At 72.9% G+C, this 19,083-nt stretch carries 17 protein-coding genes; 12 read left to right on the top strand and 5 right to left on the bottom strand.

Going from position 1 to position 19,083, the window contains the following annotated elements:
- Positions 1 to 6: 6 nt before the first annotated feature.
- Both M8J73_RS32465 and M8J73_RS32460 read right to left on the bottom strand, forming a co-directional pair.
- Positions 7 to 369, bottom strand: a complete 363-nt coding sequence (locus tag M8J73_RS32465; protein WP_055542835.1) for a hypothetical protein — start codon at positions 367 to 369, stop codon at positions 7 to 9.
- An 879-nt stretch (positions 370 to 1,248) separates the two neighbouring features.
- A complete protein-coding gene (locus tag M8J73_RS32460) occupies positions 1,249 to 4,191 on the bottom strand; it encodes a SpoIIE family protein phosphatase (protein WP_372504056.1) in 2,943 nt (980 codons plus the stop codon).
- Between the two features lie 504 nt (positions 4,192 to 4,695).
- On the opposite strand from M8J73_RS32460, the gene M8J73_RS32455 reads away from it, so the two are divergent.
- A complete protein-coding gene (locus M8J73_RS32455) occupies positions 4,696 to 5,616 on the top strand; it encodes a lysylphosphatidylglycerol synthase transmembrane domain-containing protein (RefSeq protein WP_372504055.1) in 921 nt (306 codons plus the stop codon).
- A 153-nt stretch (positions 5,617 to 5,769) separates the two neighbouring features.
- Here the strand turns inward: M8J73_RS32455 and ku are convergent, their stop codons facing one another.
- The gene (gene ku, locus M8J73_RS32450; protein ID WP_443740365.1) at positions 5,770 to 6,819 is read right to left on the bottom strand and encodes a non-homologous end joining protein Ku; all 1,050 of its coding nucleotides are present in this window, start codon (positions 6,817 to 6,819) and stop codon (positions 5,770 to 5,772) included.
- A gap of 142 nt (positions 6,820 to 6,961) precedes the next feature.
- Between ku and ligD the strand changes: the two genes are divergently transcribed.
- The gene (gene ligD / locus M8J73_RS32445; protein ID WP_055541044.1) at positions 6,962 to 7,843 is read left to right on the top strand and encodes a non-homologous end-joining DNA ligase; all 882 of its coding nucleotides are present in this window, start codon (positions 6,962 to 6,964) and stop codon (positions 7,841 to 7,843) included.
- Positions 7,844 to 7,889: 46 nt separating this feature from the next.
- Here ligD and M8J73_RS32440 read toward each other — a convergent pair whose 3' ends face one another.
- Positions 7,890 to 8,693, bottom strand: a complete 804-nt coding sequence (locus M8J73_RS32440; protein ID WP_055541045.1) for a nuclease-related domain-containing protein — start codon at positions 8,691 to 8,693, stop codon at positions 7,890 to 7,892.
- Positions 8,694 to 8,798: 105 nt separating this feature from the next.
- On the opposite strand from M8J73_RS32440, the gene M8J73_RS32435 reads away from it, so the two are divergent.
- From M8J73_RS32435 to M8J73_RS32405, 7 genes are all read left to right on the top strand, one after another.
- Positions 8,799 to 9,320: a protein-tyrosine phosphatase family protein gene (locus tag M8J73_RS32435; protein WP_079055082.1), complete on the top strand. Its 522-nt coding sequence runs from the start codon at positions 8,799 to 8,801 to the stop codon at positions 9,318 to 9,320.
- Positions 9,321 to 9,422: 102 nt separating this feature from the next.
- Positions 9,423 to 10,283: a hypothetical protein gene (locus M8J73_RS32430; protein WP_240501578.1), complete on the top strand. Its 861-nt coding sequence runs from the start codon at positions 9,423 to 9,425 to the stop codon at positions 10,281 to 10,283.
- A gap of 17 nt (positions 10,284 to 10,300) precedes the next feature.
- Positions 10,301 to 11,557 carry an ATP-binding protein gene (locus tag M8J73_RS32425; protein ID WP_240501579.1) on the top strand — a complete coding sequence of 419 codons (1,257 nt, stop codon included), beginning with the start codon at positions 10,301 to 10,303 and terminating at the stop codon, positions 11,555 to 11,557.
- 113 nt (positions 11,558 to 11,670) lie between these two features.
- A complete protein-coding gene (locus M8J73_RS32420; protein WP_055541048.1) occupies positions 11,671 to 12,027 on the top strand; it encodes an SH3 domain-containing protein in 357 nt (118 codons plus the stop codon).
- A 48-nt stretch (positions 12,028 to 12,075) separates the two neighbouring features.
- Positions 12,076 to 13,461: an FtsW/RodA/SpoVE family cell cycle protein gene (locus M8J73_RS32415; protein WP_055541049.1), complete on the top strand. Its 1,386-nt coding sequence runs from the start codon at positions 12,076 to 12,078 to the stop codon at positions 13,459 to 13,461.
- On the top strand, positions 13,458 to 14,921 hold the full coding sequence (locus M8J73_RS32410) for a penicillin-binding transpeptidase domain-containing protein (RefSeq protein WP_055541050.1): 1,464 nt from the start codon (positions 13,458 to 13,460) through the stop codon (positions 14,919 to 14,921). The genes M8J73_RS32415 and M8J73_RS32410 overlap by 4 nt, the downstream gene beginning before the upstream one ends.
- A 127-nt stretch (positions 14,922 to 15,048) precedes the next feature.
- Positions 15,049 to 15,558 carry a DUF3291 domain-containing protein gene (locus M8J73_RS32405; protein ID WP_055541051.1) on the top strand — a complete coding sequence of 170 codons (510 nt, stop codon included), beginning with the start codon at positions 15,049 to 15,051 and terminating at the stop codon, positions 15,556 to 15,558.
- 24 nt (positions 15,559 to 15,582) lie between these two features.
- On the opposite strand, the gene M8J73_RS32400 is transcribed toward M8J73_RS32405, so the two are convergent.
- A complete protein-coding gene (locus M8J73_RS32400) occupies positions 15,583 to 16,386 on the bottom strand; it encodes a hypothetical protein (protein WP_249829416.1) in 804 nt (267 codons plus the stop codon).
- 265 nt (positions 16,387 to 16,651) lie between these two features.
- Here M8J73_RS32400 and M8J73_RS32395 point away from each other — a divergent pair, with 265 nt between their 5' ends.
- From M8J73_RS32395 to M8J73_RS32385, 3 genes are all read left to right on the top strand, one after another.
- On the top strand, positions 16,652 to 17,590 hold the full coding sequence (locus M8J73_RS32395; protein WP_249829415.1) for an AurF N-oxygenase family protein: 939 nt from the start codon (positions 16,652 to 16,654) through the stop codon (positions 17,588 to 17,590).
- 335 nt (positions 17,591 to 17,925) lie between these two features.
- Positions 17,926 to 18,651 (top strand): TetR/AcrR family transcriptional regulator, encoded by a 726-nt coding sequence (locus M8J73_RS32390; protein ID WP_249829414.1) that lies wholly within the window; start codon positions 17,926 to 17,928, stop codon positions 18,649 to 18,651.
- Between the two features lie 24 nt (positions 18,652 to 18,675).
- A complete protein-coding gene (locus tag M8J73_RS32385) occupies positions 18,676 to 18,981 on the top strand; it encodes a DUF8847 domain-containing protein (protein WP_055541205.1) in 306 nt (101 codons plus the stop codon).
- Positions 18,982 to 19,083: the final 102 nt, after the last annotated feature.

Genomic DNA, 19,083 nt, shown 5'->3' with positions numbered 1-19,083 from the left:
CTCCCGTCACACGGCTCCGCGCCGGTGGGGCGGGGTGAAGACGTACAGGTCGAGGATGGGCGGCATCGGGGCCACGCCCGGGCCGCCGGCGCGTACCCAGGCGACGATGTCCTCGGTCGAGTCGGGGTCGTTGACGAGGCCGAGCCAGACCGGGCGGGCGCCGGCGGCGCGGCCCGCGGCGGAGGGCTGGACGACGACCACGTTGGCCTGGTCGCAGACGTCCAGGCAGGTGGAGACGCGAGTGGGGACCGTCTGCCGGAGCCGGGCGGTCTGGGCCTCGTGGTCGACACCGGGGAGTTTCGAGGTGCCGCAGCAGCAGTCGCGGCAGACGACGACCCGGCTGGGTGCGGGAGGCGGCGGAGTGGTCACGGACCGACCCGGATGATCTTCACTTCGGCGAGTCTAGGCGAGTCTGGTGGCCGGGCACGAGGGGCCCCCGCGCCGCGGTCGGACTACGAGGCTGCGGGTCGGACTACGAGGCTGCGGTCGGTTGACGAGGCCTCGGTCGACTTACGAGGCCACGGTCAGTTGACGAGGCCTCGGTCGACTTACGAGGCCACGGTCAGTTGACGAGGCCTCGGTCGACTTACGAGGCCACGGTCAGTTGACGAGGCCTCGGTCGACTTACGAGGCCACGGTCAGTTGACGAGGCCTCGGTCGACTTACGAGGCCACGGTCAGTTGACGAGGCCTCGGTCGACTTACGAGGCCACGGTCAGTTGACGAGGCCTCGGTCGACTTACGAGGCCACGGTCAGTTGACGAGGCCTCGGTCGACTTACGAGGCCACGGTCAGTTGACGAGGCCTCGGTCGACTTACGAGGCCACGGTCAGTTGACGAGGCCTCGGTCGACTTACGAGGCCACGGTCAGTTGACGAGGCCTCGGTCGACTTACGAGGCCACGGTCAGTTGACGAGGCCTCGGTCGACTTACGAGGCCACGGTCAGTTGACGAGGCCTCGGTCGACTTACGAGGCCACGGTCAGTTGACGAGGCCTCGGTCGACTTACGAGGCCACGGTCAGTTGACGAGGCCTCGGTCGACTTACGAGGCCACGGTCAGTTGACGAGGCCTCGGTCGACTTACGAGGCCACGGTCAGTTTTCGACAGCAGGCCTCGGCAAGAGCGGCCACCCCGTCGGCCGCCACCACCCCGACCCGATCGCCGCCAACCCGACCCGGTCGCCGCCACCCCGACCCGATCGCCGCCAACCCCAGCTGGGCGCCACCAACCCCACCCTGGCGGCGCCTTCACGGCAGCGGCTGCTCCGCCCAGATGATCTTGCCTTCGGGGGTGTAGCGGGTTCCCCAGCGTTCGGTGAGCTGGGCTACGAGGAAGAGGCCGCGGCCGCCCTCGTCCTCGGTGCGGGCGCGGCGCAGCTGGGGTGAGGTGCCGCTGCCGTCGAAGACCTCGCAGATCAGGGCGCGGTCGCGCAGCAGACGGAGCTGGACGGGGCCGGTGGCGTGGCGGATGGCGTTGGTGACCAGTTCGCTGACGATGAGTTCGGTGGTGAAGGCCAGGTCGTCCAGGCCCCAGGTGGCCAACTGCTCGGTGGCGGCCACGCGGGCCCGGGAGACGATCGCCGGGTCGCCGGGCAGCTCCCACTGGGCGACCCGTTCCGCGCCGAGCGCGTGCGTGCGGGCGACGAGCAGCGCCACGTCGTCGCACGGCCGGGTCGGGAGCAGCGCGTCGAGGACCGCGTCGCAGGTGTCCTCCGGGGTCCGGTCGGCGCCGGACAGGACGGCACGGAGCCGTTCCAGGCCGGTGTCGATGTCCCGGTGCCGGTCCTCAACCAGGCCGTCGGTGTAGAGGACCAGCCGGCTGCCCTCGGCCAGTTCCAGCTCGACCGTCTCGAAGGGCATGCCGCCGAGGCCGAGGGGCGGCCCGGACGGCAGGTCGACGAGGTCCACATGGCCGTCGGGGCCGACGATCGCCGGCAGGGGGTGCCCGGCGCGGGCGAGGGTGCAGTGCCGGGAGACCGGGTCGTAGACCGCGTAGAGGCAGGTCGCGCCGATGATGCCGGAGTCCTCGTGGGTGTTCTCCACCGCCCAGCCCTCGCCCCGGTCGAGGCGGGCGACCAGATCGTCGAGGTGGGTGAGGAGATCGTCGGGGGGCAGGTCCAGGGAGGAGAAGTTGTGGACGGCGGTGCGCAGCCGGCCCATGGTCGCGGCGGCGTGCAGACCGTGGCCGACGACGTCCCCGACGACCAGCGCGACGCGGGCGCCGGAGAGCGGGATGACGTCGAACCAGTCGCCGCCGACGCCCGCCTGCGCGGGCAGATAGCGGAACGCGACCTCGACCGCGCTCTGCTCGGGGCGGCCCCGGGGCAGCAGGCTGCGCTGGAGGGCGAAGGCGGTGTTGTGCTCGCGGGTGTAGCGGCGGGCGTTGTCCACGCAGATCGCCGCGCGGCCGGCCAGTTCCTGGGCCAGCGACAGATCGTCGTCCTCGAACGGGGCGGGCTGCCGCGAGCGGTAGAAGCTGACGACGCCGAGGGTCGTGCCGCGGGCCCGCAGCGGCACGGTGATCAGGGAGTGGATGCCGGCCGCGAGCGCACGTTCGAGACGGGCGGGGTCCTGGGCGAGCCAGCCGCCCGCCTCGGCGAGGACGGGTTCGAGCACCGAGCGGCCGGTCTCCCAACTGCGGGCCTGCGGGGTGGAGGCGACGTACTGGACACGGTCGCCGGCCTCGTACAGATGCGAGTCGTGGTGGACGGCGCCCAGCGCGACCCGGCGCAGCGCCATCCCCTCCCCCAGCGGTTCGGGCTCGTCGCCCAGCAGGACGGAGTCGGGCAGGTCCACGGCGGCGAAGTCGGCGAACCTCGGCACCGCCACCTCCGTCAGCTCCTCGGCGGTACGGGTCACATCCAGCGTCGTGCCGATGCGGATGCCGGCGTCGTGCAGCAGCTCCAGGCGGCGGCGCGCGAGCACCGCCAGCCGGCCGACGCCGGGTTCGCCCACGAGCAGCAGCCAGGCGTCGGCGACGGGGTCGCCGCCGGGACCGGCGGACGCGTCGTCGCCGATCAAGGGCGACGGGACGGGGCCGGTGTCGGGGGCCGGCCGCGCAGCCGCCGACGGGGGCTGCGGGGAGGGCGGGGCGACCGCGCGCAGGGCGACGGTGGGGCGCGTCGGCGCCGCCGGGTGGGACGACTGGGCGGTGGAAGGCCGGGGGGTCGTTCGTCCGGGGCGTATGGGTGGGGCGGCGGGCGGTGCGGTGGGGCTGGCGGCCGCTTCCGTGGGTGCCATCCGTTCCATGTGCCGCAGTTGGGGTCCGCCCAGGACCCGGGCCTCGACGACGACGCCGGTCTCGCCCGACGCGCCCATCATCGGGCGGCGCAGAAGGGTGGCGACACGGCCGCCGGAGAGAGTCACCTGGTCGAGGGTCAGGTGGGGGGAGGCGATGAGTTCCTCGGCCTTCTCGCGGAGGACGGCCAGGTCGACGCGGCCGAGGGTCTCGGCGCCGTGGCCGTACGGCCCCCGCGTCCGGGCGGGGCCTTCGGGCTGGCGGGGCCACGGCTCGGAGAGCGGCGCGGCCCGGCGGTACGCGGCGAGCAGGGCCCGCTCCCGGTCGCTGGCCTGTTCCAGCAGGCGGGCCTCGATGTCGTGGGCGGTCTCCCGGACGAGGCGCAGCATGGCGGGATGGCCGTCGTCGCGGAGGCAGGTGAGGTCGAGGATGGCCTCGATACGGCCGCTGAGCGGATCGCGGACGGGAGCGCCGGCGCAGGCGAACGGGGAGAGGCAGTCGGCGAAGTGCTCGCGGCCGATGACGTACACCGGCCCGCGTTCGGCGAGGGCGGTGCCGACGCCGTTGGTGCCGGCGGCGGCCTCCGAGGCGCAGAAGCCGGGGGCGAAGTTCACCTCGTCGAGACGGCTGAGGAGCCGGGTGTCGCCGCCGTGCCGCTGGACCACCCGGGCCTGGCCGTCGCACAGCACGACGGTCATGCTCACGTCGGAGAGGGAGGCGGTGAGCCGGGACAGCACCGGGTCGGCCGCGTGGAGGAAGGGGTCTCCCAGGGTGAGATCGGGTGCGTAGGGGATCAGCAGGCGGTCCGGTTCGAGTCCCGCGGAACGGCAGCGTTTCCAGGAGTCGAGCACCGGGTCGCGCACATCCGCGTCGACCCGCGCACCGGCGAGGAAACGCTCGTGCGCGTCCACGAGCCCGCCGATGTCGTCCCAGGCGACGGACAACGGGATCACTTCCCTCGTCCGGAGGTCTCCCCGCCGCTCGCCGCCACTCGGCGCGCGCCCCGAGGACCCGCCAAGGGATACAACCCTAGACCTCGCGTGACACGAATCACAACATCGTTCGCACAAGGGCACGGGAGAATACAAAACGCCTGTACGGACGCCTGACGGTGGCTCCGGCGGCAGTGGGAATTCGGTTCCCCCACATGTGAGCGTCACATCCGAAGGGAACGCTCCTGTCATCCCCCTCGTTCTTGTCACGCCCTGCCTCCGCCGGTCCGGTCCCCGTCCGCACGGCGGCGACACGGAAGGACGACGTGCCCTTTGTATCCGCTTCCGCTCGACGCGCCGCTCCCCGCGCGGCCCGCCGCCACTGACCCCGAGCCCGAGCCCCCCTGCTCCACGCTCGCCCTCCCCACGAACCTCCCCCCAACCCTCCCCACGAACCTCCGGAGCCGCCTCCCCAGCGGGCTCCGCCGACTCGTCCCCGCCCGATCCGCCGCCACCGCCCGCCGGTTGCGGCTCACGCTCACCCTGCTGCCGCTGCTGCTGCTCGGGGTGTGGGCCGCGGTCGACTGGCGCACCGTGTACGGCGGCGCCACCCGGCTGGTCTCGGCCGACCCGCGGTGGCTGCTGGCCGGGGCCCTCTTCACCGCCCTGTGCTCCGTGGCCGCCGCGTTCGTCCGGCAGGGCGCGGTGCCCGAACGGCTGCCGCCGGGGCAGCTGATCGCGACCCAGTTCGCGGCCGGCGCCGCGGGCCACGCGCTGCCGGGCAACATCGGCGCCCACGCGGTCGTCCTGCGCTTCCTGCGCGGCCAGGGCATACCCCTGCCCCGGGCCACGGCCTCCCTCGCCCTGTACTCGGCGGTGAAGCCGGTCGCCAAGACGCTGGTGATCCTCGCGTTCCTGGTTGCCTTCCCCGGCACCCTCAAGGTGACCGAGCTGCTCCCGAAGGGCGAGACGCTGGCTCTGGCCGGCGCGATCACCGGGGTCAGCGTGGCCGCCGTGGTCACCCTGGTCACGACCGTACGGCCGCTGCGGCAGCCGCTCATCGGGGGACTGCGGACCGCGCTGACCGACACGCGGGTCGTGCACAGCCGCCCCGTCCGAGCCCTCGCGCTGTGGGGCGGGGCCGCCGCGTTCCCGTTGTGCCAGGGCGCTGTCGTCGCCTCCGTCGGGACCTCCGTGGGGTTGCCGCTGTCCTGGATCCAGATGGTCTTCGCCTACCTCGTCGCCAGCACCGCCGCCGGTGCGGTGCCCGCGCCGGGCGGCCTCGGCCCCATGGACGCGGCCCTCGTCTTCACCCTGGTCGCCTTCGGCGCGCCCGCGACGGTCGCCACGACCACCGTCATCGGCTACCGGGTCCTGACGGTGTGGCTGCCCCTGCTCCCCGGCACGCTGGTGCTCTCGGCGCTGGTAAGGGCGAAGGTGCTGTGAGAGAACCAGCGGGAGGGCCGGGCCGGATGCGGGTGGGCGGGGGCTGGTCGCCCGGTTCCCCGCGCCCCTGAAAGGCGCGGGCTGCCGCAAGGCAGGGGCTGCTGAAAGGCACGGGCTACGGAAAGGCAGGGGCCGCGCCCCGCGCTTCGCGCCTCAGGCCGGGCGCTTGCGCGGCGTCGTCTTCTTGGCCGGGGTCTTCTTCGCGGTGCTCTTCGTCGTCGCGGACTTCTTCGCCGTGGACTTCTTCTCCGTCGCCTTCTTGGCGCCCTGGGCGCTCCGTGCCCCCTGGGACGACTTCGACGTGGACTTCCTGGCGGAGGCGGAGGCGGAGGCGGCCGACGGCGCCGACTTCTTCGCGGTGGCCGTGGACTTCTTGCCTGCGGGTTCCTTCGGGGTGCGCATGGGGGTCACGCCGGCGACGTCCTCGCCGCGGGACTCCTTGGCGGCGCGGACGCTGTTCTCCAGGGCCGCCATCAGGTCGAGCACCTTGCCGCCCGTCTCCGGGGCGGGCGCGGTCGGCGGCTCCTCGCCGGAGGCCTTCGCGGCGATGAGTTCCTCGACGGCCTCGCGGTAGTCGTCGTGCAGCTCGTTGAGGTCGACCTCGCCGAGCGTCTCCATGAGGGCGTCGGCGAGATCGAGTTCCTTGTCGCGGACGGTGACGTTCGCGTCGGGCGCGACCCCCTCCGTCGTACGGATCTCGTCGGGCCAGAGCAGCCCGTGCATGGCGAGCACGTCGTCCACCACCCGGAGCATCCCGAGCCGCTCGCGCCCGCGCAGGGCGAACTTGCAGATGGCGACCTTCCCGCTGCGTTTGAGCGCCTCCCGCAGCAGGGTGTACGGCTTGGCGGCCGGCACGCCGTTGGGTGCCAGGTAGTACGCGGCGTCCACCTGGAGCGGGTCGACCTTCTCGGCCGGGACGAAGCCCTCGATCTCGATGGTCTTGGCGGTCGGGATCGGCAGCGACGCGAGGTCGTCGTCCGTGATCGGGATCATCGTCCCGTCGGCGTCCTCGTACGCCTTGCCGATCTCCCCCTGCGCCACCTCGCGCTCCTCCAGCTCGCACACCTTGCGGTAGCGGATGCGACCGCCGTCCTCCGTGTGGATCTGCCGGAAGGAGACGGAGTGGCTCTCGGTGGCGTTCACGAGCTTGATCGGGATGCTGACCAGGCCGAAGGAGATGGCGCCGTTCCAGATGGATCGCACGAGCAGCACACCCCTTTCGGACGTTTTCCACCGAATCATCCACACCGTATCCCCGGCCGGTCACCCCTGCCTGCCGACAGTGACCCACCCCCAACCAAGGCACTTTGCCCTACTTTCACTACTTTCATGCGATTCTCGTTGCATGACGCCGATCACCGAGGTGGAGGGCCACCGGGTCGCCCTGTCGAATCTGGAGAAGGTCCTCCATCCGGCGACCGGCTTCACCAAGGGCGAGCTGCTGCACTACTACGCCACCACCGCGGACGCCCTCCTCCCCCATCTGCGGGGCCGGCCGGTGTCGTTCCTGCGTTACCCGGACGGCCCCGGCGGCCAGCGGTTCTTCGCCAAGAACGTGCCGCCGGGCACCCCCGAGTGGGTCACGACCGCCGAGGTGCGCCGTATGGAGGGGCCGTCCCGGATGGTGCTGGTGCAGGACCTGGCCAGCCTGATGTGGGCGTCGAACCTCGTCACCGAGTTCCACACGCCCCAGTGGACCGTGGACTCGCCCGACGAGGCCGACCGGATCGTGTTCGACCTGGATCCGGGGCCGCCCGCGAGCGTCGTGGAGTGCTGCGAGGTCGCCTGCTGGCTGCGGGAGCGGCTGGCGGCCGACGGGATCGAGGTCCTCGCGAAGACGTCCGGGTCGAAGGGGCTGCATCTGCTGGGCGCGGTGCGCGGGGCGTCGTCCGAGCGGGTGACGGAGTACGCCAAGGAGCTGGCCGTGGAGGCGGAGCAGGCGATGCCGCGCAGGGTCGTCCACCGGATGACGCGCAGTCTGCGCCCAGGGAAGGTGTTCGTGGACTGGAGCCAGAACGCCGCCCGCAAGACCACGGCCGCCCCCTACACCCTGCGGGCCCGCACCGAGCCCACGGTGTCGGCGCCGGTCACCTGGACCGAGGTCGAGGAGTGCTCCTCCCCCGGCCGACTGGTCTTCCGGGCGCCCGACATCGCGCCCCGCCTCCAGGACTACGGCGACCTCCTGGCCCCCCTGCTCGACCCGGCCGCCGCCCGTCCCCTGCCCTGAGGACCGCCTTCCCGGCGAGACCCGGACCTGTCCGCCGTCGCGGCGGTCAGACCCTCGTCCAGGTGCCGCGGTCCCGCGCCGTCGCGTGCAGGGCCTCGATGTCGGCCGGTTTGAGCATGCCGCCGGTGCGGGCGAGGCCGGGGAGGTCGGCGTCGGTCAGGACGCGGGCCTCGCGCGGGGGCGCGCCGACGCGCAGGCCGGCGGGTTCGACGAGGGCGAGGACGGGGTGGACCTCGGCGGTGAGGGCGTAGGAGGCCCGGTCTGCGTCGGCGCGGAGCCGGCGCAGCAGGGGACGCGGCTCATGGCGGCCGAGGGCGACGAGGGGGTCGGAGACGGTGACGCGCTGCCTGCGGGCGTAGAGGGAGCGGACGCAGTACAGGCCGCCGGGGCCGATCACCAGGTGGTGGATGCGGTCCCCGCCGGGCAGCGGCACCGAGTGCAGGGTGCGCCAGCCCGCGCCCTCCAGCCCGTCCAGCAGCGCCCCGATCGTCTGTTCCGCCGTGAGGGCCCGACGGCGCGGGTCGGGGCGCAGCCGGTGCGGCGGTCCGGGGTCGCGGTCGAGGGCGACGAGCAGGGCCTCGCCGGGGCGGTTGGGGGCGAGGTCGTCGTCGGGGTGCAGGGTCAGCCGGGCCAGCTCGGCGGCGGTCGGCACGGGCGGCGGGCCCACGGTGACCGGTCCGGTGACGAAGGGGTGGAGGGCGGCGAGCACCTCCGCTCTCGACTCCTCGCTCAGGAGGTTCACCCGGCCCGTCTCACGGTCGTACCAGGCGACGTTGCTCCCGTCGGTCCGGCACACGTACAGGCGTTCCTGTCCGTGCCGCCGGGTCGGTATGACGCGCAGTCCGTTCATGCACCATCACCCCAGACCATGGGAACAGGCGGGGTGCTCCATCGGCAAGAACCCGGATACCTTTGGGGGGGACGACCCGTCGTCAGGGGCTTGGGGAGGCCGCCGTTGCCGCCGCGCAGAAAGCAACCCGACGTTCCGGCTCCGCACGAACCGTGGAGCGAGATCGTGCCCGGCCTGTGGATGGGCGGGCACGAGTTCGCGGGGCGGGCCGGCACCGGAGAAGTCGAATTCGCCGTCGTGGGCGATGAGTTCGATCTCGTGCTGTCCCTGCTGCGGCTCCCCGGGTACGGGCCGGGGGACGGCGTCGAGCACCATGTGTGGCCGATCCCGGACGGACCGCTCGACGGGACGCAGCTGGCGGGCGTGATGCGGCTGGCGCAGGCCGCGTGCGACGCGCTGGAGGACGGCCGGAAGGTCCTCGTCCGCTGCTTCCACGGCTACAACCGGTCCGGTCTGGTCGTCGCGCACGCGCTGATCCGCGACGGGCACTCCGCCGAGGAGGCGATCCGGCTGATCCGCACCCGCCGCTCGCCGTGGGCGCTGCACAACGAGCTGTTCGTGGAGTATCTGCACACCGGCCTGCCCACCGTCCGGTTCCTGGAGGAGCTGGAGGAACTCGCCGAATAGCGTCTGTCGTCCGGATCACACCGACCGCGCGCCCTGAGGGCGGATCGAGCCACGCATAAGGTGTACGGGACCGAAAGTCGCTCTTTCGCATCCAGGAGTCCCGTGTTCCACAGCCGGTTCGCGCGCGCGGCCGTCGGCGCCGCGTTCGCCGCGGCCGTCGTCGTGCCGTTGACGGGCTGCGGCGACTCCGGGGGTCTGGTGAGCGCGGGCGCGACGCCCATCGCGCAAGGCCCGACCCGGCTGTGGCCGGGGCAGCCGCCCGCCTCCTCCCCCGCCTACGACTTCGGCGAGGCCGACACCGAGGTGGTCAAGGGGGTCACCGCCCCCGGCGACGACATCCGGAAGGTGGACCCGGTGGCGGTCGTGCGCGCGGAGATCGCCGCGCACCCGGACGTGTACGCGGGCTCCACCGGGCCGTACCGCGGGACGGTCCGGCGCATGGCCGACTGCGGGCCGGGCGGCGACCGGAAGGAGTGCCCCGTCCTGGAGGCCTACTACCGGGACCTCACCGGCGACGGGCACGACGACATGGTCCTGGGTTTCCGGCTGCTGCCGGGCAATCAGACAGCCGTACGGATGTACACCTTCCGCAAGGGCCGACTGGTGCAGGTGCTGGCCAACGACGACGCGGTGATCGCGGTCGAACTGGCCGGCCGTACGGTGATCATCCGGTCGCCCGCGGCGATCGAGGGCTACGAGTACCGCACCCAGTGGAACTGGGACGACGAGCAGCGGGCGATGCTGCTCACCCGGGACGAGATCCTCCGGGTCGGGGGGTCGACGGGGCCGTCCGACGGGCCCACCCCTACGCGTTCGCCGTCCGCGTCGCCGCCCCGGTCGTCGTCAGCGTCGTCAGCCACCTCGTCTTCGTCGTTCTCGTCGTTCTCGTCGTTCTCGTCGTCCATCTTGTCCTCGGCGTTCTCGTCGTTCTCGTCGTCCGTCCGGCCGTCGGAGAGCCGATGAAGTCCGGCGGAGGGCTCGTGACGCGCGCGCCGGGGAGGCGGCCGGGGCTGCGTCGGCGGGCCGCCTCGCTCACCTGGAAGGCGCTGGCCTTCATCACCGTCATGTGCTGCGGTCTGGCCGCGCTGCTCGGTGCCCTCGTGCATGTCTCCGTGACCGACCAGACGGTCAGCGACGCCCGCTCGCGGGCCCTCGGCCGGCTGGAGAGCGCGGCGCGGGCGTACGAGGCGGGGAACCGGCTCCCGCCGGACGCCGGGGTCGATCCGCCGGGGCTGCCGGAGTCACTGCGCGCGCTGGCCGAGAGCGGGCGGCGCGGCACGATGGTGGGCGTCGTCGACGGCTACCCCACGATGTGGGCGGCGACCCCCGCCGACGGCCGCGCGCTCGCCGTACGGCTCGACTACGCGCAGAGCGCGGCCACGATCGAGGCGCTCGACCGGGCCATCCTGGGCTCGTCGGCGCTGGCGATCGGGGTGACGCTGACGCTGGGCGCGCTCGGTGTCACCCGGGTCACCCGGCGGCTGCGCACGACCTCCCAGGTGGCGCGGCGGATCAGCGCGGGCGACCTGGACGCCCGGGTCGGTGATCCCCGGACGACGGATCCGGCGCGGTACCGGGACGAGGTGGCCGCGGTGGCCGCGGCGCTGGACACGATGGCGTCGACGCTCCAGCGGAAGCTGCTCAGCGAGCAGCGGTTCACGGCGGACGTGGCGCACGAGCTGCGGACGCCGCTGACGGGGCTGCACGCGGCGGCCGAACTGCTGCCGCCGGGGCGGCCGACGGAGCTGGTGCGGGACCGGGTCGCCGCGTTGCGGACGCTGACCGAGGACCTGCTGGAGATCTCCCGCCTGGAGACGGGCAGCGAGCGGCTGGACCTGGAGGACGTCCGGTTGGGTGTGCTGGCGGAGCGGGTGGCCGCGCACGCCGGTGCCGGCACGCAGGTGCGCGTCGTCGAGGACAGCTGTGTGGAGACCGACCGGCGTCGGCTGGAGCGGGTGTTGGGGAACCTGGTGGCCAACGCGCACCGGCACGGGGCGCCTCCCGTCGTGCTCACCGTGGACGGGCCGGTGGTGACCGTGCGGGACCACGGGGGCGGGTTCCCGGAGTACCTCGTCGCCGACGGACCGCAGCGGTTCCGCACGGAGGGCTCCGCCAAGGGGCACGGGCTGGGGCTGACGATCGCCGTGGGGCAGGCGGAGGTGCTGGGGGCGGAGCTGGAGTTCTCGAACGCCTGCGACGGGGGCGCGAGGGCCGCGTTGCGGCTGCCCTGGGGCTGACAGCTCCTCAGGGTGCGGCGCTGCTCCGATGGCCCAACGCGGAAGGCGTCCCGTTCCGCCTCCTCCTAACGTGGCGATTAGTCAGCTTCGCCCCCTTTCTGGAGGAGCATCACATGTCCCTGCGGATTCTGCTCATGCGATTCGGCATAGCCGCCGCCGGTGGCGCTCTCGTGGCGCTCGCGGCCACCACACCCGCCGCCGCCGGCGACGAACGGGGCTCCGCCGGCCCCCCCAACAAGACCGTCAAGGGGCAGGTCACGGCCCGCTCCGGGCTGATCCTGCGCAGCGCGCCGACCCGCGGCAGCGCGATCATCCGCGTCGCGCCCTACGGCGAGATCGTCAAGATCTTCTGCCGGACCACGGGCCAGACCGTCGACGGCAACCGCTACTGGTATCTGCTCACCGACGGCACCTGGGCCTGGGGTTCGGCCCGCTACATCGACACCTGGAAGACGCCACGCTGGTGCTGAGTTGAGCGACACAGCGCACAAGACATTCCATTTGGGTAAGTTCCGGACATGACCACCAAGGCCGGAACGACCCTGGCGGCGGGTCCGGCGGACCCGTCCCCGCCCGCCGTTCGCCTCCCCCGGCGCAGAGGCGTCGAGTTCAGCCTCGTCGTCGTGGCCGTCCTGCTCTCCGTGTACGGCTACTGCGCCGTCGGCCTCGCGAAGAACGGCACCGTCCCGCCCGGCGCCGCCGATTACGGCGCCGGGCTCGGCGTGCTCGCGCTGCTGGCCCATCTGGCGGTGCGGCTGTGGGCGCCGTACGCCGATCCGCTGCCGTTGCCGATCGCGGTGCTGCTGAACGGGCTGGGGCTGGTGCTGATCCACCGGCTGGACCTGGAGACCCCGGCCGATCAGGCGGCACCCGCCCAGCTGAACTGGTCGGCCCTGGGCATCGGGCTGTTCATCGTGGTCATGGTCCTGCTGCGGGACCACCGGGTGCTCCAGCGGTACGCGTACGTCTCCGTGGTGGGCGCGCTGGTGCTGCTGGCGCTGCCGATCCTCTTCCCGCCCGTGAACGGCGCCCGGATCTGGGTGCGGATCGCCGGATTCTCCCTCCAGCCCGGCGAGTTCGCGAAGGTGCTGCTGGCGCTGTTCTTCGCAAGCTATCTCGCGGCCAACCGCAACGCGCTGGCGTACGCCGGGCGCCAGATCTGGCGGTTCAAACGCCTCCAGCTGCCGACGGGGCGGGTGCTCGGGCCGATCGTCACCATCTGGCTGCTGAGCGTCGGAGTGCTGGTCCTGGAGCGGGACCTGGGCACCTCGCTGCTGTTCTTCGGCCTGTTCGTCATCCTGCTGTACGTCGCCACGGGCCGTACCGGCTGGATCGCGGTGGGGCTGCTGCTCGCGGGGGTGGGCGCGGTGGCCGTCGGCTGGCTGGAACCGCATGTCCATGTCCGGGTGGAGGACTGGCTGCACCCGTTCGCGTCCATCGAGGCGGGCCAGGGCCCCAACCAACTCGCGCAGTCGCTCTTCGCGTTCGCGGCCGGGGGGCTGCTCGGCACCGGGCTCGGCCTCGGCGAGTCGATCCTGATCGGCTTCGCCGCCAAGTCGGACTTCATCCTGGCCACGGCGGGCGAGGAGCTGGGCCTGGTCGGGCTGTCGGCGATCTTCCTGCTCTACGCCCTGCTGGTGGAGCGCGGCTACCGCGCCGGGCTCGCCCTGCGTGACCCCTTCGGGCGGCTGCTCGCCATCGGCCTGGCCTCGATCATCGCCCTCCAGGTCTTCGTGATCGCGGGCGGCGTGACCGGGCTGATCCCCCTGACCGGCATGGCGATGCCTTTCCTGGCCCAGGGCGGCTCCTCGGTCGTCACCAACTGGATCATCGTGGCCCTGCTGATGCGGCTGAGCGACTCGGCCCGCCGGCAGTACGACGGCCCGGAGGGGAGGGACGCGTGACCAAGTACATCCGCCGTGCCGCCGCGCTGTGCGCCCTGCTGCTCGTCGCCCTCCTCGTCAACGCCACCCGCGTCCAGGTCGTCCAGGCCCGCGCCTACGACGCCAATCCCGCCAACCGCCGCCCCGAGATCGCCCGTTGGAGCCAGCCGCGCGGGAACATCCTGGTCGGCGGCCGGCCCGTCACCGGTTCGAAGGACACGGGAGAGCAGCTCCGCTACGAACGGACCTACCGGGACGGCCCGTTGTACGCGCCGGTCACGGGCTTCGCCTCGCAGGTGTACGGGACGACGCTGCTGGAGCACGCCGAGAACCCCCTCCTCGACGGCAGCGACCCGATGCTGTCCTTCCTGCCCCTGTGGAACGACATCACCCGCGACCAGAACGCCGGCGGCGAGGTCGTCACCACCGTCGACGCGGCGGCGCAGCGGGCGGCCTACCGGGGGCTGGGCGCCCGCCGGGGCGCGGTCGTGGCCCTCGAACCGGCCACCGGACGCGTCCTGACGCTGGTGTCCCGCCCCTCGTACGACCCCGAACTGCTGTCCGGGAACGGCCCCTCGGTGGCGCGGGCCTGGGCGCGGCTCAACGGGGACGAGGGCAAGCCCATGCTCAACCGGGCGGTGCGGCAGACCTATCCGCCGGGCTCCACCTTCAAGGTGGTGACGGCCGCCGCGGCGCTGGACGCCGGGGTCGTCGAGGATGTCGACGCCCCGACCCGCTCCCCCGCCCCCTACACCCTGCCGGGCACCACCACCTCCCTCGCGAACGAGGTCGAGGGCTGCGAGAACGCCTCGCTGCGCTACGCCTTCGAGTGGTCCTGCAACACGGTGTTCGCGAAGCTCGGCGTGGACGTCGGCCTCGGCGCCATGAGGGACAAGGCTCGCGCCTTCGGGTTCAACGACTCGGGGGTGCGCATCCCCTTCTCCGTGGCGCCGAGCAGCTTCGACACCCACATGGACCGGGCCCAGCTCGCCCTGTCCTCCATCGGCCAGTTCGACACCCGGGCCACGCCCCTGCAGATGGCGATGGTCACGGCGGCCGTCGCCAACGGGGGCACCGTCAGATCGCCGTACCTCGTCGAGCGCACCACCACGGCCGACGGCCGCACCGTCTCCACCGCCGGCACCCGCACCTTCCGCCAGGCGATGACCTCGACGACCGCGAGACGGCTCCGCGAGCTGATGCTGGGCGTCGTCACCGACGGCACCGGCGGCAAGGCCCGCATCCGGGGCGCCGCCGTCGGCGGCAAGACCGGCACCGCCCAGCACGGCATCGGCAACTCCGGCACCCCGTACGCCTGGTTCATCGGCTGGGCCCAGTCCCATGACGCGCTGGAGCCCGAGGTGGCCGTGGCGGTGGTGGTCGAGGACGCTGACGCGGTACGGGGCGAGATCAGCGGCGGCGGGGACGCGGCCCCGATCGCACGGGACGTGATGAGGGCGGTGCTGAAGAGGGCGGGATGAGTACGACCGCGGGCCCGGTGGGAGGCTCGCTGGGGGACCGACTGTCCGCCTGCCGGGTGGGCACCGGCTGTCCGCCCGCTGAGATAACGGGTGTCTCCCCCGAGACGCCCGACCTATCGTTCGGTCCATGACCGCCGTCACGTACGAACTCGCCCAGGTGAACATCGCCCGTCTGAAAGCCCCCCTCGATTCGCCCCAGTTGAAGGACTTCGTCGACGCGCTGGACCCCGTGAACGCGGCGGCGGACGCCGCCCCCGGATTCGTCTGGCGCCTCCAGAGCGACTCGGGCAACGCCACGGACGTCCCGGTCCTCGGAGACGAGTGGCTGATCATCAACCTGACCATGTGGCAGGACATCGACGCCCTGACCACGTTCATGTACCAGGGGCAGCACCGGGAGATGCTGTCCCGCCGCAGGGAGTGGTTCGAGCGGCTGGCGGAGGCCGTGACCGCCCTGTGGTGGGTGCCGGCCGGTCACCGCCCCTCCGTCTCGGAGGCGGAGGAACGGCTCCTGCACCTCAGGGCGCACGGCCCGACGCCGTACGCCTTCACCCTGCGGACGACGTTCCCGGCGGGCCCGGCGGAGCCGCTCGGGGGGCCGGCCGCCGCACCGGAGCCCGGGGTCACCGTCGGCTGACGACGCCGCGACCGGAGGTGGGGGTCAGCGGATCGGCCGACGCATCTCGTCCCGCACCCGCAGGGTCAGCTCGGCGCTCGCCTCCAGGTCCACGTCGTCCGGGTCCTCGCCGGTCACCGCGGGGTCGACCACCAGGACCATCACCCCGGTGTTGCCGTCGTTCCAGGCGCACTGCGGATACACCGTCCGCGTCCCGAGGTCCTTCCTGGCGAGAAGCTGGCAGGTCACGGTGGTGTCGGAGCCGGAGGGACGGAAGTCGCGGGGCGGCACGGCCGGCTCGGTGCCGTCGGCCCCGGCGGCACGCTCCAGCATCGTGTCGCGCGCCCCGTCGGGGTCCTTGAAGCGGCCGTGCAGGCCCGAGACCGACAGCTGCCCGCCGCGGTTCACCGCCGTGTACGTGGCGACGGCCGTCTCGACGTCCCGGCCACCCAGGGTGCGCTCGGCGTCCCGCGCGAAGGCGCTGTCGGACGCGTCGGAGTACTCCCGCTCCAGCTGGTACGCGCCGTCCAGCAGCTTCGGGGGCAGCGTCAGCCGGTACTCGGCGTCTGGATAGGCGGCGTCGGAGTCGCCCCTCAGGACCACGAACGCGGCCACGCCCACCGCCGGCAGGGCGACGGCCCCACCCACGATCCCGAGGACGAGCCCGATCCGGCTCCTGCGCACCGGCGAGGGCGGCGGGGGCGGCGGGGGCGGCGGGGTCCAGGCCACGTGAGCGGACGAGCCGTCCGGTGCGACCGGGGCTACCGGGTCGACCGGGGCTGCCGGTGACACGACGGGCACCGCGGCGTACGGGTCGTGCGACTGCGGGGGCGGCGGAGGCATGGACACCCCGGGCACGCTACTCAGCCGCCTGCCCGCGCAGGAGGCCCCGGCGACCTCACCGAGCGCTTCTTCACCGACAGTTCCGGCCGCGTTCGCCCCGCCGTCGCCGCGCGCGCCCGACCGGTCCGCCGACGGCGCGCGGACCCCGCCGGTAGACGTGTCGTCAACAAGTCGCGCACAGGGGATTGACGCCCTTGCTGACAAGTAGTCTCATAAGCGGTGACCGCCGGTAACTGACCGAAAATCCCCGTACGACGAGGTGGGAACAGCCATGACGACGGTGACCTCGGTGTCCGAGGCGGAGGTGCTCCGTGACGCCCTCGGCCTGCTCAAGGACCGTGAGCAGGTGGCCGAGCGCCTGCTCGCCTCCTCGGCGAAGCACTCCTTCGACCCGGACAAGGAGCTGGACTGGGACGCGCCCTTCGAGCTGGGTAAGTGGTTCTGGCCGCCCGAGCTGGTGTCGCTGTACGGGACGCCGATGTGGCGGCGGATGTCGGAGGAGCAGCGGATCGCCCTGTCCCAGCACGAGGCGGCCGCGCTGGCGTCGCTCGGCATCTGGTTCGAGATCATCCTCATGCAGCTGCTCGTACGGCACATCTACGACAAGGCGGCGACCAGCGCGCATGTGCGCTACGCGCTGACCGAGATCGAGGACGAGTGCCGGCACTCGAAGATGTTCGCCCGGCTGATCAGCAAGGGGGACACCCCGTACTACCCGGTGAGCCGGACGCACCAGAACCTGGGGCGGGTCTTCAAGACGATCTCCACGACCCCCGGGTCCTTCACGGCGACCCTCCTCGGCGAGGAGATCCTCGACTGGATGCAGCGGCTGACGTTCCCGGACGAGCGGGTCCAGCCGCTCGTGCGCGGGGTGACCCGGATCCATGTGGTCGAGGAGGCCCGGCATGTGCGGTACGCCCGCGAGGAGCTGCGCCGGCAGATGGTGACGGCGCCCCGGCTGTCCCGCAGCTTCACGCGGGTCACCTCCGGTGAGTTCGCCCGGGTCTTCTCCGTCGCCTTCATCAACCCCGACGTCTATACGAACGTCGGCCTCGACCAGCGCGAGGCGCTCGCGCAGGTCCGGGCGAGCGCGCACCGGCGGGACATCATGCAGACGGGGGCGCGCCGGCTGACGGACTTCCTGGACGACATCGGGGTGCTGCGGGGGGTGGGGCGGCGGATGTGGAAGTCCTCGGGGCTGCTGGGCTAGGGGGTGGGGCGCCTACTGACTCGGGGGTACGGGTTCGGCCGGCGACTGCGGCTGAGTGGGGGTTGTCCGCGCCCACGCGGCGGAGCCGCATGTGTCACCGCCCCGCGCCCCTGGAGGGACGGGCCTGCGGCCCGCCCTCCCTCGCAAGGGGTGGGCCCGTGGCCCGCCCTTCGGCCTGAAAAGCACGGGGCGGAGCCCCGGTCGCCTTTCAGGGGCGCGGGGAACTGCGCGACCAGCCCCCACCCACCCGCACCCGCCGAAGAAACCCACACCCCCGAGCTGGAAGGCGCACGGCCCCAAACCAGCGGCACCCCCTCCGCGACTACCCTGCCGGTATGACGTCCGAGGCCCCCACCCGCGCGTACCGCCGCCTGAGCGTCGAGGAACGGCGCAGCCAGCTCCTCGACGCGGCCCTGGAACTCTTCGCGCACAACGCCCCGGAGGACGTCTCCCTCGACGACGTCGCGGAGGCGGCCGGGGTCTCCCGTCCCCTCGTCTACCGCTACTTCCCCGGCGGCAAGCAACAGCTCTACGAGGCCGCCCTCCGCTCGGCCGCCGAGGAGCTGGAGCACTGCTTCGACGAGCCCGCCGAGGGCCCCCTGACCGCCCGGCTGTCCCGCGCCCTCGACCGGTATCTGACCTTCGTCGCCGGGCACGACGCCGGTTTCAGCGCCCTGCTCCAGGGCGGCAGTGTCGTGGAGACGTCACGGGCGACGGCCATCGTGGACGGCGTGCGGCGGGCCGCGGCGGAGCACATCCTGCGGCATCTGGAGGTCGCGGAGCCCGACCTCCGGCTGCGGATGACGGTCCGGATGTGGATCACCGCCGTGGAGGCCGCCTCCCTCATCTGGCTCGACGAGGGCAAGCAGCCGGATGTGGCGGAGCTGCGGGACTGGCTCGTGGAGCAGTTCGTCGCCTGTGTCACCGTCACCGCCGGCCGGGACCCGCAGACGGCGGCCGCCGTGCGCGGCGCCCTCGCGATGGAGGCCGCGGACGGTGCCGTCGGCGCCCTGGCCCGCCGTGTCCTGCCCGTGGTCGGCGACGCCGCCCACCTGCTGTGACACCGGTCCTGTGACACTGGTCGGGTGAAGACACAGGACACCCCTTTCGTCGGCGGCCCCCTGGACGGGCGCGTCCTGCCGGTGCTGCTCGGCATGACCGGGCACCCTCCGAAGACGTACCGGGTCCCCGTGCCCGATCCCGCGGGCGGACCCGACACGGTGCTCGTGTACCGCAGGGTCGACGCCGGGCGGGGCGGGTTCATGCGGCAGCTGTGGAAGTACGAGTACGCGCCGGACGCGGACCCGGGCCGGGGCTTGAAGTGGCCGTGGTCGGGGCCGCGACGGCAATCCGCCACGCCGCCCGAGCGGCCGCCGTCCCCCGACGAGTGACCTCGGCGGGCCGGACGGCCCACCCGGCGCGCGCCCGCCCGTCGCTCCTCCCATCCTGCCGGTGCGAGATGGACGGCCCATCCGCGCACCGGAGGTGATGAC

Source organism: Streptomyces neyagawaensis (genome assembly GCF_023516595.1).
GTDB lineage: Bacteria > Actinomycetota > Actinomycetes > Streptomycetales > Streptomycetaceae > Streptomyces > Streptomyces neyagawaensis.
Note: the sequence above shows the minus strand (reverse complement) of the source record. Positions and strands in the feature narration are given on the sequence as shown.

Excerpts from the sequence above, each read along its gene's own strand:
- M8J73_RS32395 (WP_249829415.1), top strand. The coding sequence starts at position 16,652 with ATGACGACGGTGACCTCGGTGTCCGAGGCGGAGGTGCTCCGTGACGCC.
- ligD (WP_055541044.1), top strand. The coding sequence starts at position 6,962 with ATGACGCCGATCACCGAGGTGGAGGGCCACCGGGTCGCCCTGTCGAAT.
- M8J73_RS32405 (WP_055541051.1), top strand. The coding sequence starts at position 15,049 with ATGACCGCCGTCACGTACGAACTCGCCCAGGTGAACATCGCCCGTCTG.
- M8J73_RS32415 (WP_055541049.1), top strand. The coding sequence starts at position 12,076 with ATGACCACCAAGGCCGGAACGACCCTGGCGGCGGGTCCGGCGGACCCG.
- M8J73_RS32420 (WP_055541048.1), top strand. The coding sequence starts at position 11,671 with ATGTCCCTGCGGATTCTGCTCATGCGATTCGGCATAGCCGCCGCCGGT.
- M8J73_RS32440 (WP_055541045.1), bottom strand. The coding sequence starts at position 8,693 with ATGAACGGACTGCGCGTCATACCGACCCGGCGGCACGGACAGGAACGC.
- M8J73_RS32390 (WP_249829414.1), top strand. The coding sequence starts at position 17,926 with ATGACGTCCGAGGCCCCCACCCGCGCGTACCGCCGCCTGAGCGTCGAG.